The 16,932-nt window shown below is 64.3% G+C and carries 15 protein-coding genes; 9 read left to right on the top strand and 6 right to left on the bottom strand.

Annotated elements, in window-relative coordinates; translation table 11 throughout:
• The first annotated feature begins 1 nt into the window (after window position 1).
• Window positions 2–646, top strand: a complete 645-nt coding sequence (locus GJV18_RS03685; RefSeq protein ID WP_160343365.1) for a methylamine utilization protein — start codon at window positions 2–4, stop codon at window positions 644–646.
• The gene (locus GJV18_RS03680; protein ID WP_160343364.1) at window positions 643–3,000 is read left to right on the top strand and encodes a putative bifunctional diguanylate cyclase/phosphodiesterase; all 2,358 of its coding nucleotides are present in this window, start codon (window positions 643–645) and stop codon (window positions 2,998–3,000) included. Before GJV18_RS03685 ends, GJV18_RS03680 begins: the two co-directional genes overlap by 4 nt.
• A gap of 132 nt (window positions 3,001–3,132) precedes the next feature.
• Here GJV18_RS03680 and GJV18_RS18495 read toward each other — a convergent pair whose 3' ends face one another.
• Window positions 3,133–3,303, bottom strand: coding sequence for a hypothetical protein (locus tag GJV18_RS18495; protein ID WP_178113410.1), 171 nt, complete (start codon window positions 3,301–3,303; stop codon window positions 3,133–3,135).
• Between the two features lie 162 nt (window positions 3,304–3,465).
• Window positions 3,466–4,965, bottom strand: coding sequence for a flavin-containing monooxygenase (locus GJV18_RS03675; RefSeq protein ID WP_160343363.1), 1,500 nt, complete (start codon window positions 4,963–4,965; stop codon window positions 3,466–3,468).
• A 155-nt stretch (window positions 4,966–5,120) separates the two neighbouring features.
• On the opposite strand from GJV18_RS03675, the gene GJV18_RS03670 reads away from it, so the two are divergent.
• Window positions 5,121–6,065, top strand: coding sequence for a class I SAM-dependent methyltransferase (locus GJV18_RS03670; RefSeq protein WP_160343362.1), 945 nt, complete (start codon window positions 5,121–5,123; stop codon window positions 6,063–6,065).
• Window positions 6,066–6,360: 295 nt separating this feature from the next.
• On the opposite strand, the gene GJV18_RS03665 is transcribed toward GJV18_RS03670, so the two are convergent.
• Window positions 6,361–6,633, bottom strand: coding sequence for a hypothetical protein (locus GJV18_RS03665; RefSeq protein WP_160343361.1), 273 nt, complete (start codon window positions 6,631–6,633; stop codon window positions 6,361–6,363).
• 287 nt (window positions 6,634–6,920) lie between these two features.
• Between GJV18_RS03665 and GJV18_RS03660 the strand changes: the two genes are divergently transcribed.
• The 6 genes from GJV18_RS03660 (at window position 6,921) to GJV18_RS03635 (ending at window position 11,834) form a co-directional block, all read left to right on the top strand.
• Window positions 6,921–7,847: a DHH family phosphoesterase gene (locus GJV18_RS03660; protein WP_160343360.1), complete on the top strand. Its 927-nt coding sequence runs from the start codon at window positions 6,921–6,923 to the stop codon at window positions 7,845–7,847.
• A gap of 80 nt (window positions 7,848–7,927) precedes the next feature.
• Entirely contained in the window at window positions 7,928–9,073 is a 1,146-nt protein-coding gene (locus GJV18_RS03655) for an MlaE family ABC transporter permease (protein WP_160343359.1), read from the top strand.
• Complete coding sequence (locus tag GJV18_RS03650; RefSeq protein ID WP_160343358.1) at window positions 9,070–9,858, top strand: ABC transporter ATP-binding protein; 789 nt, start codon at window positions 9,070–9,072, stop codon at window positions 9,856–9,858. Before GJV18_RS03655 ends, GJV18_RS03650 begins: the two co-directional genes overlap by 4 nt.
• On the top strand, window positions 9,859–10,776 hold the full coding sequence (locus GJV18_RS03645; RefSeq protein ID WP_160343357.1) for an MlaD family protein: 918 nt from the start codon (window positions 9,859–9,861) through the stop codon (window positions 10,774–10,776). It begins immediately after the preceding gene.
• Window positions 10,773–11,384: an ABC-type transport auxiliary lipoprotein family protein gene (locus GJV18_RS03640; protein WP_160343356.1), complete on the top strand. Its 612-nt coding sequence runs from the start codon at window positions 10,773–10,775 to the stop codon at window positions 11,382–11,384. Before GJV18_RS03645 ends, GJV18_RS03640 begins: the two co-directional genes overlap by 4 nt.
• 12 nt (window positions 11,385–11,396) lie before the next feature.
• The gene (locus GJV18_RS03635; RefSeq protein WP_160343355.1) at window positions 11,397–11,834 is read left to right on the top strand and encodes a nucleoside deaminase; all 438 of its coding nucleotides are present in this window, start codon (window positions 11,397–11,399) and stop codon (window positions 11,832–11,834) included.
• Window positions 11,835–11,837: 3 nt separating this feature from the next.
• Here GJV18_RS03635 and GJV18_RS03630 read toward each other — a convergent pair whose 3' ends face one another.
• The 3 genes from GJV18_RS03630 to hslO all read right to left on the bottom strand — a co-directional run bounded on the left by GJV18_RS03630 (window position 11,838) and on the right by hslO (window position 16,889).
• The gene (locus GJV18_RS03630; RefSeq protein ID WP_160343354.1) at window positions 11,838–13,766 is read right to left on the bottom strand and encodes a RecQ family ATP-dependent DNA helicase; all 1,929 of its coding nucleotides are present in this window, start codon (window positions 13,764–13,766) and stop codon (window positions 11,838–11,840) included.
• A gap of 533 nt (window positions 13,767–14,299) precedes the next feature.
• A complete protein-coding gene (locus GJV18_RS03625) occupies window positions 14,300–15,841 on the bottom strand; it encodes a phosphoenolpyruvate carboxykinase (RefSeq protein ID WP_160343353.1) in 1,542 nt (513 codons plus the stop codon).
• 160 nt (window positions 15,842–16,001) lie between these two features.
• Entirely contained in the window at window positions 16,002–16,889 is an 888-nt protein-coding gene (gene hslO, locus GJV18_RS03620) for an Hsp33 family molecular chaperone HslO (RefSeq protein ID WP_160343352.1), read from the bottom strand.
• Between the last annotated feature and the right edge of the window lie 43 nt (window positions 16,890–16,932).

Here is a 16,932-nt window from a genome sequence, read left to right as displayed (position 1 = left end):
TATGGGCAAGTCGGGCTGGATGCTGCTGCTTGGGCTCTGGAGCGCCGCTGGCTGGGCGAAGAGTCTGGATGTACAGCTGCTGGACAACAAGGGCAAGGCCCTGGGCGAGGCGGTGCTATGGATCGAGCCCGGCCCGGCCCTGGGGCCTGACACACCCGCCCTGATGGATCAGAAGCGCCGCCAGTTCACCCCCTATATCCTGCCGGTGCAGGTGGGTACTACGGTGAGCTTCCCCAACTCGGACCCGATCAACCACCACGTCTACTCCTTCTCTCCGGCCAAGCGCTTCGAGCTGCGCATGCACCAGCACAAGGCCGCCCCCCAGGAGGTGCTGTTCGAGCAGCCCGGCCTGGTCACCCTGGGCTGCAATATCCACGACTGGATGCTCGGTTTTATCCTGGTGCTGGACAGCCCCTGGTTCACCCAGACCGATAAGGACGGTCGCGCCCGCCTGGACTTCAGCCCCGCCGCCGGTCAGCGCCTGCATGTCTGGCACCCACGGATCAACGAGACCAGCGAAACCACCCAGCGCCCCCTGGGCGGCGAGACCAGCCTGACCTGGCAACTCAGCAGCCCGCTCAAGCGCGACCCCAGACCGAAAACGCCGAAGATGCGACCCCAGGGCAAGGGCGGCTACGTGCCATGACCCTGCGCGGCAAGATCCTCGGCTTCTTTCTGCTGTTGCTTCTGGCGGTGATGGTGCTGTTGCTGGCCTTGGTGTATCGCTCCACCTACCAGCACACCCTGCGCCAGGTGGCCAGCCAGCTGGACTTCGCCCATGGCGTGCTGGCCCACGAGCTGCAGAGCCGACGCCAGGCGCAGAGCGCCATGGCCGACCTGATCGCCAAGGACTTCACCCTGCTCGGCGAGATCGCCGACCTGGTGGCCAGCCCGCAGCAGCAGGCGCAGTCGCTGTCTGCCGCCCTGGAATCCTTCGCCGCCCGCAGCCAGGCCAGCTTCGCCCTGGTCAGTGCGCCCCAGGGCCAGGTGCTGGCCGGCACCAGTGACGAGCTGCTGCCCGGCGCAGCACTGCCCTGGCGCGATCTGCTGGATGAAGAGGACCCCGAGAGCGCTGAACGCCTGGTGGTGTTCGCCGGCCGGGTGCTGCATGTCAACGCCACGCCGATCTTCGCCCCGCGGCCCAACCTGATGGGCTGGCTGCTGATGGCCTTCGAACTGGACGATCAGGCCACCACCCTGCTGGCCGAGCTGAGCGGGGCCGATGTCGCCCTGCTCGACGGCGCACCCGGCGCCTACCGGGTGCTGGCCAGCAATCTGACGGGGCTGCCCCGGGCCGAGCTGGCCGGGCAACAGCTGAGCCAGGCACCGGGGGTGTTTCGCTTCGAGCTGCAGAACCTGCAACAGGTGGCCCTGCGCGCGCCCCTGGGCGACACCCAGGACGACCTGCAGGTGCTGCTGATGCGCTCGCTGTCCGCCGAACTGGCCGACTACCAGCCACTGCAATGGCAACTGGCGGGCATCTTCGCCATCGCCCTGCTGCTGGCCGGCCTCGGCGCACTGTGGATCGCCAACACCGTCAGCCGTCCCCTGAGCCAGATGGTCGCGAGCGTGCGGCGCATCGCCGGCGGCGATTACCATGCACCCATGGCCACCCAGATCGGTGGCGAAGTGGGCCTGCTGGCGCGGGAATTCGTCGCCATGCAGCAGGGCATTGCCGAGCGCGAGGCCACCATCAGCTTTCTCGCCTACCGTGACCCGCTGACCGAGCTGGCCAACCGCAACCGTTTCGTCGCCGAACTGCAGCAGGCCCTGGCCCGCTGCGCCCCCGGTGACAGCGTGGCGGTGCTGCTGATGGACCTGGACAACTTCAAGGACCTCAACGACACCCTCGGCCACGACGCTGGCGACCAGCTGCTGTGCCAGCTGGCCGAGCGCCTGCAGCAGCGCCTGCGCGCGGATGAGCAACTGGCACGCCTGGGCGGCGACGAGTTCGCCCTGCTGATTCCGCGCTGCGACCCCGGCCAGGTCATCCCCGCCGCTGAGCACTACCGCGGCGCCCTGCAGCAACCCTTCGCCGTGCGCGGCATCAGCATGACCCTCAACGCCACCCTGGGCATCGCCCTCTACCCGGATCACGGCGAAAGCGCCGGCAGCCTGCTGCAGCATGCCGAGGTGGCCATGTACCTGGGCAAGGCGCAGCGCTCGCCCTATGCCCTGTACCGCCCCGAGCTGGACCGCCACAGCCTGCTGCGCCTGGCCCTGATGAGCGAGCTCAAAGGCGCGGTGGAAGGCGGCCAGCTCAGCCTCTATCTGCAACCCAAGCTGCATATCCACAGCCGCTGCCTGTATGGCGTGGAATGCCTGGTGCGCTGGATTCATCCGGTGCACGGCTTTATCCCGCCGGACGACTTTATCCCCCTGGCCGAGCAGACCGGCAATGTCTGCGCCCTGACCCGCTGGGTGGTGCGCACCGCCGTGGCCCAGGGCCGCGCCTGGCAGGAACAGGGCCTGGAGCTGAAGACCGCGATCAATGTCTCCGCCCTGGACCTGGCCGACCCCGGCTTTGCCGCCTTTATCGCCGAACAGCTCTCCGAGCAGGGCCTGAGCGCCGCCAGCCTGATCGTGGAAATCACCGAAAGCGCGGTGATGGCCGACCCGGAACAGGCCATGGGCCAGCTGCAGCAGCTGTGCGAGCTGGGCGTACTGCTGTCGATCGACGACTACGGCACCGGCTACTCGAGCATGGCTCAGCTCAAGCGTCTGCCGGTGCATGAGCTGAAGATCGACAAGTCCTTCGTGCAGGATCTGCTAAGCAACCCGGACGACGACATCATCGTGCGCTCCACCATCGAGCTGGGGCACAACATGGGCCTGAAAATCGTCGCCGAAGGGGTGGAAACCGAGGCCATTCTCGAACGCCTGGATCAGCTCGGTTGCGATATCGCCCAGGGCTATCTGCTGAGCAAACCCCTGCCACCAGCCGCCTTCGCAGAGTGGTTGGCCGCCACTCATTGGCAGGTGCCAGGTCTGCCGGACTGAGCCGGGCCGTGCTGCAGCCTATGGCGACGGGACACGACGACTCGCCTGCAGTCGCCTATCGCCCAGCACCGACGCAAAAAGGCCGCTGGTGCCCTCTGCGGAGCGCCAGCGGCCTTTCTGAAGAATCTGCTGTTACAGCGAGGCTTCGCCGATCAGCATGCCATGCATCACCCAATAGATCTTGCGCCCGGACTGCAGGGTCAATGGGCTGCGGCTGGTAATCGCCCAGCCCTTGGTCAGCAAGTTGTCGATATGGGCACGTAATGCCGGCAACGTGCGCTGTTCCTGCTTGGCTGATTCCATGAGGTTCGTCCCTGAGTCCGTGTGCCAAAGGCCAACCCGGCAAGAGTTGGCATTTCATCCGTGAGCCATGTCGCAAAGCATAGTGGCCCTGTGCCTTATGCCAAAGCGCCAGCCAGCCAAGCTGGTGTCAGCCAAAGGCGCCGTCCGTATATGGCCAATGGCTTACACCGCTTTGTCCAGACCATCGACCATTGCGACTGCGGCAGGGCGCGGCGCACTGAACTCCAGGTAGTCATCCTGCAGCCGGCCATAGCGCAGCAGCGCCAGATCCAGCAGGTAGTTCTGGTAGAGCTTCCAGGGCGCGCGGTCGCCCTGTTTGGGGATTCTGTCGGCGGCGCGCTGGATATAACCACTGGCCAGGTCGAGAAAGGGCGCCTCACGCACGCTGCCTTGGCTATCGCGCGGCGTGCACTGGCGCATGCCGATGGCGTCCATATGCCGGATCAGGCGGCAGAAGTACTCGCTGGACAGATCCGCCTTGAGCGTCCAGCTGGCGTTGGTGTAACCCAGCACCACGGCGGCATTGGGCAGATCGCGCAGCATGATGCCGCGATAGCCCATGCTCCTGGCCGCATCGAAGGGCACGCCATCCACCGCCACCTGCATGCCGCCAAACAGCTGCAGCTCCAGCCCGGTGGCACTGACGATCACGTCCGCCGCCAGCTCCTGACCGTTTTGCAGGCGGATACCGTGCTCGGTCAAGCTGTCGATCTGCGCGGTGACCACCGAGGCCTTGCCCTGGCGCAACACGCGAAACAGATCGCCATCGGGCACCGCGCAGACCCGCTCGTCCCAGGGTTTATAGCGCGGGCTGAAATGGCGCATATCAAAATCCGCCCCCAGCTGGCGCCGGGCCAGACCCAGCAGCACCTTGCGCACCAGCTTCGGCATGGCCTTGGACAGCTTGTAGAACAGCAGTTGCAGGGCCACATTGCGCGTACGCGCCAGGCGATAGACCCAGGTCTGCGGCAGAAAACGGCGCAGCCAGTTGGACAGCGGATCCTGCTCGGGCAGGCTGACCACGTAGGTGGGCGAGCGCTGCAGCATGGTCACATGCCGGGCCTTGTCGGCCATGGCCGGTACCAGGGTCACGGCCGTGGCACCGCTGCCGATCACCACCACGTTCTTGCCGCTGTAGTCGAAGCCCTCGGGCCACAGCTGCGGGTGGATAAAGTCCCCCCGGAACTGCTCACGCCCCTTGAACTCCGGGGTGTAGCCGGCTTCATAGCGGTAGTAGCCGGTACACAGCAGGAGAAACTGGCAGCCCAGCTGGATCGGCTCGGGCTCATCACCGCGCTGTACCTGCAGGGTCCAGCGGGCACTGCTGCTGCACCAGTCGGCGGCCAGCACCCGGTGGCGGTAGCGGATCTTCGCCTCGATGCCGTATTCCCGGGCGGTTTCCTCGATATAGCGGCGGATCGACGGGCCATCGGCAATGGCCTTGGCATCGGTCCAGGGCTTGAAGTTGTAGCCCAGGGTAAACATATCCGAGTCGGAGCGGATGCCGGGGTAGCGGAACAGGTCCCAGGTGCCGCCCAAGGCCGCGCGCCCTTCGAGCAGGGCGAAACGCTTGTCCGGGCACTGGCGTTGCAGATGACAGGCAGCCCCCACGCCGGACAGGCCGGCACCGATAATCAATACGTCCAGATGTTCCACCACCACACTCCTGCCCTGAAGGTTGACCCTAGCAGCCTACACCGGCTGCCCCAATACGCCAGGCTCAGGCTTTGCCATGTGCCTGTCAGCCAACCTTTAGCCGGTGCCAGGACGCTGGTTTACACTGCCGCCCCACTGAGCCCAAGGACATTGCCCCCGCCATGCACAGCACCGCCCTCGCCACCCTGGAGCAGCATCTGCTGCACGCCCTGAGTCCAGCGCCATCAGAAACCCGCCGCCTGTTCCACGGCCGCGGTCGCTGCTGGCCGGGGCTGGAGCAGATCAGCGTGGATTGGCTGCAGGGCATTGTGCTGGTCACCCTGTTCAAGCAACCGGAAGATGAACAGCTGGCCGAGCTGCAAGCAATGCTTATGCGCCTGACCCGGAATCCGGCCTGGCAGGCCAGTGGCGCCCACAGCCTGTTGCTGCAGCAGCGCTATCTGGCGGACAGCCCCAGCCACTGGCTGCTGGGCGAGCCGCGCGGGCAGTGGCCGATCCGCGAGCACGGGCTGCACTACCTGCTGGACCTGGGTCACAAGCAGAACACCGGCCTTTTCCTCGATATGCGCCTGGGTCGTCAGTGGGTGCAGCAGCAGGCCGCCGGCAAGCGGGTGCTCAACCTGTTCGCCTACACCTGCGGCTTCTCGGTGGCGGCCATCGCCGGCGGCGCCCGCCAGGTGGTCAATCTGGATATGGCCAGGGCCGCCCTGAGCCGAGGCCGCGACAACCACAGACTGAATGATCACGACCTGAGCAAGGTGGTGTTTCTCGGCCATGAGCTGTTCAAGTCCTGGGGCAAGCTGAGCAAGTACGGCCCCTATGACCTGATCATCATCGACCCGCCATCCTTCCAGCGCGGCAGCTTCGTGCTGGGCAAGGACTACCCCCGGGTGCTGCGCCGCCTGCCACAGCTGCTGGCTGCCGATGGCCAGGTACTGGCCTGCTGCAACGACCCGGAAGTCGGCCCCGACTACCTGATCCAGACCATGGCCGAGGAAGCGCCGACACTGCACTTCAGCCAGCGCCTGGCTAACCCACCGGAGTTCCCCGACAGCCAGCCGGACAGCGCGCTCAAGGCATTGGTGTTTCAACTGAGCCGCAGCTGAATGTGCGCGGGAGCACAACGGGCCTGCGCTATGGCAAAAGGCTTACACGCCGCCAGGCCATTGCCCCCTGTTGCCAAAGGATTTGCCGCACTAATCTGCACCCATCCACTGAGCGACAGGATGCGCTCGGGATCAGGGACGATCGACCATAGCCAGGCAGGTTGCCAACAGGATGTTGGAATGGTCAGGAAAAAACCCGCTTCGGCGGGTTTTTTGTTGTCCGTTATTCCTGGCGCCGCCGCTACGCGGGGCCAACCCTGCGCCAGGAATTGCTCGTGCGTGCAGCGGCAGCGGGCTATAGCAGCGACTGCAGCTGCACCTCTTCCACCCCGGCAGTCCGCTCCGGGGCCTGCACGCCAGTCAGCTCGCTGATCAGCTGCCACTGCTGATCCAGCTCATGGCTGACCGCTTCCATTCTGCCAATCATCTTCGTCGCGGCATGGCGCACACCAGGGTCCGGGCTGCGCAGCAGGTCGAAGGCCAGCGAAGTCAGCGACGCCGTCAGGTGCGTCAGGCTGCGCGAGGTCAGGCTCAGCAATTCGCTCAGTTGCTGCTCTTTGTTACTCATGGGGTGGCCATCCTTGCCGGGGCAGTCAATATTGAGGAGGGGCGACGAACCAGGTTGCCGTGTAGCAGAGCAGCAACAGGGCGGACGCAACAATGATGAGCTTGTCGAGCATGGGCGAGATCCTTTCGCAATTGAGAAATGTGCGGTACAGCTTTACCCCAATGCATCCGCGTAGAGCAAGGGCTTTCTCTCTGAATCCCTGCGCCAACCAGCCGGCGACCGAGCAGAGTGCGCCATGCGTGCTACCTTGAATCAGACCTGACTGTTTCCCGCCCCGGAGATGTTCCATGTCTACTCTGTATCGCCTGGTAACCCGCAGTGATTTCGACGGCCTGGTCTGCGCCGCCCTGCTCAAGCACCTCGACCTGATTGACGACATTCTGTTCGTCCACCCCAAGGACATGCAGGACGGCAAGGTGGCGATCACCGCCAACGACATCACCACCAACCTGCCCTATGTCCCAGGCTGTTACCTGGCGTTCGATCACCACCTGAGCGAGACCCTGCGCAACCAGCCGGCCAGCAACCATATCATCGACCCCGATGCGCCCTCGGCGGCACGGGTGGTGTGGCAGCACTATGGCGGCTACGACACCTTCCCGCGGGAATGGGACGAAATGATGGACGCGGTGGACAAGGCCGACGCCGCCCAGTTCAGCCGCGAGGACATCCTCGACCCCGAGGGCTGGGAGCTGCTCAGCTTTATCATGGATGCACGCACCGGCCTGGGGCGCTTCCGCGATTTCCGCATCGCCAACTACCAGTTGATGATGCAGCTGATCGACTTCTGCCAGACCCACGGCATCGACGAAATCCTCGAACTGCCCGACGTGGCCGAACGGGTTGCCCTGTACAAGGAGCATGACCAGTTGGCGCGCCAGCAGATCCAGCGCTGCGCCACGGTGTACAACAACCTGGTGGTGCTCGACCTGCGTAATGAGGAGACCATCTATGCGGTCAACCGCTTCGTCATATACGCCCTCTACCCCCAGTGCAACATCTCCATCCATGTGATGTGGGGCGTCAAGCAGCAGAACACCGTGTTCGCCATCGGCAAGTCGATCCTCGACCGCAGCTCGCAAACCAATGTCGGCGAGTTGTGCCTGCGCTACAACGGCGGCGGTCATGCCAACGCTGGCACCTGCCAGGTGGCCAATGAGGAGGCCGCCGAAACCCTGCGCGAACTGATCAGCGAAATCACCGCCGATGGTTAGGCAGAACGCCGCTGGCCAGCGTCCATCTGTTGATTTAGATCGCTGGGCAGGCGCTCCTCATCGGGTTTAAGCTGTTGCTCATGAGCACAGCCCCCTTTATCGAGCCGCTTGCCCACAGCCGCACGGATGCGCCTTCAGGGCTGCGTATCGGTGGAGACTGGACGCTGGCTCATTACGCCCAACTGGAGCCCCAGGTGCTGGCTCTGCAAGGCCATCTGGATAACCACTCCAGCATTGACCTGACCGAACTGGGCGCCCTGGACACCGCCGGCGCCGCCCTGCTGGTGGGGCTGCTTGGCAGCCAGCGCCTGGCCCAGCTGGCGACCCAGGCGCCCAATCTGGCTACCGAGCGCCGTGCACTGCTACAGACCGTGGGCCAGGCCATGGCTGCAGCGAGCGACATGCCCCCGCATCGCCCTCTGGCCACCTGGCGCGAGGTGCTCGGGCATATCGGCCAGGCCCTGGAAGAGTTCTACCAGCAGTGCGTTGACCTGCTGGGCTTTATCGGCCTGACCCTGGCGACCATGCTGAAGATTCTCCTGCGCCCGGGGCGCTGGCGCATGACCTCACTGGTGGCCCATCTGGAGCAGAGCGGGCTGAACGCGGTGCCCATCGTCGCCCTGCTGACCTTTCTGGTCGGCGCGGTAGTGGCTTTTCTCGGCGCCACCGTGCTCGCCGACTTCGGCGCCAGCATCTACACCGTGGACCTGGTGGCCTTCTCCTTCCTGCGCGAGTTCGGCGTATTGCTCACCGCCATCCTCATGGCCGGGCGCACCGCCAGCGCCTTTACCGCGCAGATCGGTTCGATGAAGGCCAACGAGGAAATCGACGCCATCCGCACCCTGGGCCTCGACCCGCTGGAACTGCTGGTGCTGCCGCGGGTGTTCGCCCTGCTGATCGCCCTGCCGATCCTGACCTTTATCGCCATGCTCAGCGGCATCCTCGGCGGCGCCGTGGTCTGCGCCCTGAGCCTGGATATCTCGCCAACCATGTACCTGGCCATGCTCCAGGAAAATATTGCCCTCAAGCACTTTCTGGTGGGCCTGGCCAAGGCACCGGTCTTCGCCTTTCTGATCGCCGTGATCGGCTGCCTGGAAGGCTTCAAGGTCACCGGCAGCGCCCAGTCGGTAGGCGAGCGCACCACCTCCAGCGTGGTCCAGTCGATCTTCGTGGTGATCCTGCTGGACGCCCTCGCCGCACTGTTTCTGATGGAGATGGGCTGGTGACGGGCGAATCGATCATCCAGGTGCGCGGGCTGGTCAACCGCTTCGGCAGCCAGACCGTGCACCAGAATCTGGACCTGGATCTGTACCGCGGCGAAGTGCTGGGCGTGGTCGGCGGCTCCGGCACCGGCAAGTCGGTACTGCTGCGCTGCATACTCGGCCTGCGCCGGGCCAATGCCGGCAGCGTGCGGATCTTTGGCGAAGAACTGCTCAACCTGCCACCGCAGCGCCGCTCACAACTGGAGCGGCGCTTTGGCGTGCTCTACCAGCGTGGCGCGCTGTTCTCCTCGCTGACGGTGACGGAAAACATCGCCCTGCCGCTGATCGAACACGCCAGCCTCACCCGCCCGGCCGCCGAGCGCCTGGCCCTGGTCAAGCTGGCCCTGGTCGGTCTGCCCCGCGAGGCCGGCGACAAATACCCCAGCGAACTGTCCGGCGGCATGATCAAGCGCGCGGCCCTGGCCCGTGCCCTGGCCCTGGAGCCGGATATCCTGTTTCTCGACGAACCCACCGCCGGCCTCGACCCCATCGGTGCGGCGGCCTTCGACCAGCTGATCCTGACCCTGCGCGACGCCCTGGGCCTGAGCGTGTTTCTGGTCACCCATGATCTGGATACGCTCCATACCATCTGTGACCGCATCGCCGTACTGGCGGAGCAGCGCGTGCTGGTGGCCGATCGCCTGGAAGTGGTGGCGGCAACCCGCAACGCCTGGATTCATGATTATTTTCACGGCCCGCGTGGACGCGCGGCCGCACAGGCCGCCACTGGCGTGCCAGGGAGCAACTGAATGGAACCCCGTGCCCATCATGTGCTGATAGGCCTGTTTACCGTGTTGATGGTGGCCGCTGCCCTGGGCTTTGCCCTGTGGCTGAGCAAGGCCAGCTCGGAGCGGGAATTCAGCGACTACGATGTGATCTTCACCGAGGCAGTCAGTGGCCTGTCCCAGGGCAGTGCCGTGCAATACAGCGGGATCAAGGTGGGTGACGTGATCAGCCTGAGCCTGGATGCGGACGATCCGCGCAAGGTCCATGCGCATATCCGCGTCAATGCCAGCACCCCGATCAAGCAAGACACCCGCGCCCGCCTGTCCATCACCGGCATCACCGGCGCGGCCCTGATCCAGCTGCACGGCGGCAGCCCGGAAAGCCCGAGACTCCTGAGCCAGGATGGCAAGCGCGCAGAAATCATCGCCGACCGCTCGCCGCTGTCGCGTCTGATGGCCAATGGCGAGGACCTGCTGATCAGCGTCACCCGCCTGCTGGGTAGGGCCAATCAGGTGCTGTCGCGGGAGAACGTCAAACGCATCAGCAACACCCTGGACAACCTGGAGCAGACCAGCGCCGCCGTCGCAGAGCAGCGCGACGAGCTGCGCCAGGCCCTGCAACAGATCAGCCGCGCCAGCCGTGAGGCCAGTGAACTGATGCGCAGTGCCAACCAGCTGGTCAACACCGAGGGGCGCGCCGCCTTCGCCAACGCCAACCGCTTGCTGGCCTCCCTGGAACGCAGCAGCGGCCAGGTGGAAAGCCTGCTCGGCGACAATCGCGCCGCCATCGACGGCGGCCTGCAGGGGGTCAGCGAGCTGGGCCCGGCACTGATCGAGCTGCGCGAAACCCTCAGTGCCCTGCGCTCCTTCGCCCGTCGCCTGGAGGAAGATCCGGCCGGCTACCTGCTGCGCAGCGACAGTATCAAGGAGTTCCAGCCATGAGCCTTTTCCGTCCCCTGCTCGCCCTGCTCCTGAGTGGCCTGCTCGGCGCCTGCTCGATCCTGCCCAAAAGCGAGGTGCTGAGCATCTATCGCCTGCCGGCCCAGCCCCTGGCCAGTCAGCCGCCTGCGGCGAACTGGGCGCTGCGGGTCAACAAGCCCTACAGCAGTCAGCTGCTCGACAGCACACGCATCGCCGTGCTGCCACCGGGGGATCAGATCAGCGCCTACCAGGGCGTACGCTGGAGCGACCGCGCCCCGCTGCTGCTGCGCGACCGGCTGATCGATGCCTTCCGTGACGACGCGCGCATTGCCGCGGTGAGCAGCGATGACAGCCGCCTGCATGCCGAGCTGGAGCTGAGCAGCGACCTGCGCGCCTTCCACAGCGAATACTGGGATGGCCGCGCCGAAGCGCGAATTCTGCTGGATGTGCGCCTGGTGCAGAGCGGCAGCCTGCGCATTCTCGCCAGTCGTCGCTTTGCCGTCAGCCAGGCAGCGGCCGATACCTCGGTTGGCGCCGTGGTGCAGGCCTTTGGCCTGGCCGCCGACCAATTGGCAGAAGAGCTGGTGAGCTGGACCCTGGAACAGGGCCAGGCCACCCATAAGCCTTAACAGGAGAGCGCCATGGACGCCTTTATGCAAGCCGCCATCGACGAAGCCCGCCAGGGTCTGGCCGAAGGCGGCATTCCCATTGGCTCGGTGCTGGTGCACAGGGGCCGGATTATCGGCCGCGGGCACAACCGCCGGGTACAACAGGGCAGCGCCATCCGCCATGGCGAAATGGATGCCCTGGAAAACGCCGGCCGGCAGAGCGCCCAGACCTACCGCGAGTGCGTGCTCTACACCACCCTCTCACCCTGCGCCATGTGCAGCGGGGCGATCCTGCTGTACGGCATCCCCAAGGTGGTCATCGGCGAGAACCAGACCTTCCTCGGCGAAGAGGCCCTGCTGCGTGAACGCGGGGTGCAGCTTGAGGTGCTGCACAACGGTGAATGTCTGCAGCTGATGCAGGCCTTTATCGCCGCCCAGCCGAGACTATGGAACGAGGATATCGGCGAGTAGGGATTAGCCCTGCTGCGCCGCCAGCCACTCACGCACCTCGGCATAGGGGTAGTCCTGCAGCGCGGCAAAACCGCCGAGCTGGCGGGCCTTGAGCTTGCTAAACAGCGGCACGCTGATGCCGCAGAGAAAGCGCGTTAGGCACTCAGCGCTCGGCTCGCTGCCTTTTAGCTCGCGGTACTTTTCAGTAAAGGCAGCGCACAAACGCTGAGGCTCCTGCCCTGCAAGCGGCGGCAGGGCCAGTGGCGCCGGCAGCTCAGCGACCTGGCCCCGGCACACCGAGCAATGGCCGCACTGCTGCGGCGCGTTGCCATCGCCGAAATAGGCGGCCAGGCGCTGACTCAGGCACTGCTCGCTGGCGAACAGGGCGAGCATGGCGTGAATTCGCTGGATCTCGCTGCGTTCATGCCGGCTGAAATAGCCATACAGTTCAGCGCTGAGTGCGACCGGATCGAAACCCGGATCGAGCAGGGCATAGACCTCGGTCATCTGCTTGCTTTCCAGTTCGATCCAGCCCTGCTCCTGAAAATAATCCAGCGCCTTGATCACCCGCACACGCTCGGCTCGGTGCTCCCGATACAGCCGCTCGAAGTCCACCGTGCACCAGGTCCGCGCGCGCTGCGAAGTGCTGATCAACGCCTCGACAAACTGCCGTCGTTCGCCCTCGAATCTGGCGGCCAGTGCTTCGGGCTCGATCAGGTATTTGAAGCGATAGTCGGCAAAATAGGCATAACGCGGGGCGATGATGCCCTTGAGTTCAAGCTGCACCAGCAGGGTCTTGAGCGGCAGCTGGCGGATATTGCTCTGCTCGCTCAAGGCATTCAGCATCAGCTCCCACTCGCCGTTCTGGCTGTCACTGAGCAGCTTGTCCAGCACGCAACGAATGCCGGAAAGCTCCGGCGTATCGCCGTAGATGAAGTTTTCCAGCACATTGAGGCTGTCGCGATTGGCCAGCACCAGGCAATCCGAGGGCTGGCCATCACGGCCGGCGCGGCCGACTTCCTGGCTGTAGTTCTCGATGGACTTGGGCAGGTCGAAGTGCACCACATTGCGAATATCGGCCTTGTCGATGCCCATGCCGAAGGCAATGGTGGCAACGATGCAGTTGATCTGCCCGGCCATAAACTGGCGCTGCAGCGCCTCGCGCGCGTCATGGGCCATGCCGGCATGGTAGGCGCGGGCAGCGATGCCCCGCTGGCTCAGGCGCTCGGCCACCTGCTCGGCAGTCTTCTGCTGGGTGACGTAGACGATGCTCGGCTGTCCGACTTTCTCCGCCAGCCACTGCTGCAGGCGGCGCTGCTTGTCTATGCCGGCGACCGGCTCCACCAGCAGGTTGAGATTGGCCCGGTAGAAACCGGTGGTGACCACATCCGCCGCGGCGATGGCGAACTTCTGCTGCATATCGGCCACCACAGGCGGCGTTGCGGTGGCGGTCAGCAACAGCACCTGGGGAATACCGAACTGGCGCTGGTAGTCCGGTAGCTTGAGGTAGTCCGGGCGAAAGTTGTGGCCCCACTCGGACATGCAGTGAGCTTCGTCGATCACCAGCAAAGAGATCGGCACCTGGGCAATAAAGTGGCGAAAGCGTTCGTTCTTCAGGCGTTCCACCGAGATCATCAGAATCTTCAGCTCACCGGATTTAGCCCGCGCCATCACCTCAGAGGCCTGCTCGCGGTTTTGCCCCGAATCGATACTGGCGGCGCTGATGCCACGCCCATGCAAAAAGGCCAGCTGGTCCTGCATCAGCGCCAGCAGGGGAGATACCACCAGGGTCAGGTGCGGCAGGTGCAGGGCCGGCAGCTGGTAGCACAGCGACTTGCCAGCACCAGTGGGGAAGATCGCCGCCGCCGAACGCCCGGCCAGCACCGCGCTGACCACCCGCGCCTGACCCGGCCGCAATTGCTGAAAGCCAAACACAGATTCCAGGGTACTCATGGCTGTCACTCCATCGACCGCAGCCGAGCTAAAAACGATTAAGACCTACAAGCCGCCCTGCTATTACCAATCCAACTAACACCAGCGGCCACACAGGCGTACAGTCAACTCATGCCAATAAGAAAGGAGATGGGTATGCAGCTATCGGGTTTCAGCGGCAGCCTGCCGTGAGCTTTACCCAGACCAGCACCTGACGCCGCCATGCAATTCGAAAGCGCCAGCGGCCTCTCGCGACATATCGACACCTCTCTGGCAGTAGCCAGTTGTGCTGAAGTCGACAGCCCGAGGCAAGGCACTGGAAATCGCCTGAGTTGCCAACCCGTAAGGCTTCTGGTTCGGGTCAGCTACAGAGCAACACCCGAGGCCGTGCAGAGCGGCCACCTGAGTTGAGTTAAGCGCAACCTTAGCAAAATGTGCCTGATCTGTTCGCAGATACGCACCCAAAGCCGCCTCCGGGCGGCTTTTCCTTATTCCATCACCACCAACGCAAAAAACCGCCCGAAGGCGGTTTTCTGTGTGGCCAGCGCTGCAGCTTAGAGCTGCGGGCCGGCGTTCTTGATGGCGTCGCTGACGTCGAACTTCTGGAAGTTGTCGATAAACAGCTTGGCCAGGCCTTTGGCGGCTTCGTCGTAGGCGTTCTGGTCAGCCCAGGTGTTGCGCGGGTTGAGCAGGTTGGTTTCCACACCCGGCACCGACTTCGGCACGCTCAGGTTGATGATCGGCAGCAGCTCGGTCTCGGTGCCGATCAACGCGCCGCTCTGAATGGCCGCGATCACGCCACGGGTGGTGGGGATGTTGAAGCGCTTGCCGACGCCGTAACCACCACCGGTCCAGCCGGTGTTGACCAGGTAGACCTTGGAGTTGAAGCCACGGATACGCTTGATCAGCAGCTCGGCGTACTCGCCAGCCGGACGCGGGAAGAAGGGTGCGCCGAAGCAGGTGGAGAAGGTCGACTTGATGCCGCTGCCGCTGCCCATCTCGGTGGAACCGACCAGAGCGGTGTAACCGGAGAGGAAATGGTAGGCCGCCTGCTCTTCATTGAGGATCGACACGGGCGGCAGTACGCCGGTCAGGTCGCAGGTCAGGAAGATCACCGCATTGGGCTCGCCACCCAGGTTCTTCTCGCTGCGCTTCTCGACAAACTCCAGCGGATAGGCGGCACGGCTGTTCTGGGTCAGGCTGTCGTCGCTGTAGTCCGGCACGCGCTCGGCGTCGAGCACCACGTTCTCCAGCACGGTACCGAACTGGATGGCTTTCCAGATCACCGGCTCGTTCTTCTCGGACAGGTCGATGCACTTGGCATAGCAACCACCCTCGATATTGAACACCACGCCCTCGCCCCAACCGTGCTCGTCGTCACCGATCAGGTAACGCGACTCGTCGGCGGACAGGGTGGTCTTGCCGGTGCCGGACAGGCCGAAGAACAGGGTCACATCGCCTTCTTCGCCGATGTTGGCGGCGCAGTGCATGGGCAGCACGTCCTTTTCCGGCAGCAGGAAGTTCTGCACGCTGAACATGGCCTTCTTCATTTCACCGGCATAACGCATGCCGGCGATCAGCACTTTCTTGGCGGCGAAGTTGATGATCACGCAACCATCGGAGTTGGTGCCATCGCGCTCGGGCACACACTCGAAGTTGGCAACGTTGAGGACTTTCCACTCGTCCTTGCCGGCCGGGTTGTAGGCGCTCGGGTTGATGAACAATTGGCGGCCGAACAGGTTCTGCCAGGCAGTGGCGGTGGTCATCTTCACCGGCAGGTAGTGATCCTCGGCGGAACCTACATGAACGTGGGACACGAAGAAGTCCTGGCCACGGTTGAACTCTTCCACGCGATCCCACAGGGCATCGAACTTGTCGGCCGGGAACGGACGGTTGATGGCGCCCCAGGCGATCTTGGCCTCGGTGCTCGGCTCCTGCACGATGTAGCGGTCGGCAGGCGAGCGGCCAGTACGATGGCCGGTGCGCACCACCAGCGCGCCATTGGCGGCCAGCTCGCCTTCGCCGCGGCGAATGGCTTCTTCGACCAGTTGAGCGGCACTGATGTCGGTGTACACGGCAGTGTTGGCTTGCGTCATGTGGGTCCCCGTCGGCCGGCAGGCCGAGTCTTCCGAACGTTTTGTAGTAGAGAACTGAGCACTACTACAGCGAAAAAAGTGCGCCGGATTATGCCAGAAAAGCCGGCTGCGGGTGCAGCCTCTGATCAGAACAAATCCGGCCCTGATGCGACCATTTGACTCAGTGGCGGGTATCCGCCGGTCCCTGGCTACCACCACCGGCAAACAGCTGGGCAATATCGGCAGCATCAAAGGCGTAGCGCTCATTGCAGAACTGGCAGTCGATTTCCACCTGGCCGCCATGCTCCTGTACCAGCGCCTCGGCATCCGTCTGGCCCAGACTGATCAGGGCTCGGCTGGAGCGCTCGCGCGAGCAGCTGCAGCGGAACTGCAGGGCGCGGGGCTCGAACAGACGCAGGGCCTCCTGATGATAGAGGCGGTGCAGCAGGGTTTCGTTGTCCAGGCCCAGCAGCTCTTCCAGCTGCAGGGTATCGGCCAGGGTCACCGCATGCTGCCAACTGGCTTCACGCTCTTCCGGCTCTTTCAGGCGATCCGCAGGCAGTTGCTGCAGCAACAGGCCACGGGCGCGCAGACCATCGGCGGCCAGCCAGAAACGGGTGGGCAGCTGCTCGGAGGTGGCGAAGTAATCGGTCAGGCTATCGGCCAGAGTGGCGCCACTGAGCTCGACGATACCCTGATAACGCTGCCCACTCCTGGGGTCGACGGTCATGGCCAGCACGCCATCGGGCATCAACTCGCGCAGGCCGGCGTCAGCACCGATCTGCTCGGCCTGGTAGCGAGCAATGCCGCGCACCTCACCCTCGCTGGAGCACTCCACCATCAGCAGAGGCACGGCACCGCTGGAGCTGGCCTGCAGCACCAGCAAGCCCTCGAACTTCAGCGTCCCCACCAACAGGGAGGCGGCCGCCAGCAGCTCGCCTAACAACTGGGCCACCGGCTGCGGATAGTCGTGTTTGGCCAGCACATGGCGATAGCTGTCGCTCAGGCCAACCATTTCACCGCGAATATCGCTGTCATCGAACAAGAAACGCTGGGAAAAATCAGGCATGCCACTTTCACTGAATCTAATCTGGCCGCCGATTTTAGCGATA

The sequence above is a fragment of the Pseudomonas xionganensis genome, from assembly GCF_009763245.1.
GTDB lineage: Bacteria > Pseudomonadota > Gammaproteobacteria > Pseudomonadales > Pseudomonadaceae > Aquipseudomonas > Aquipseudomonas xionganensis.
Note: the sequence above shows the minus strand (reverse complement) of the source record. Positions and strands in the feature narration are given on the sequence as shown.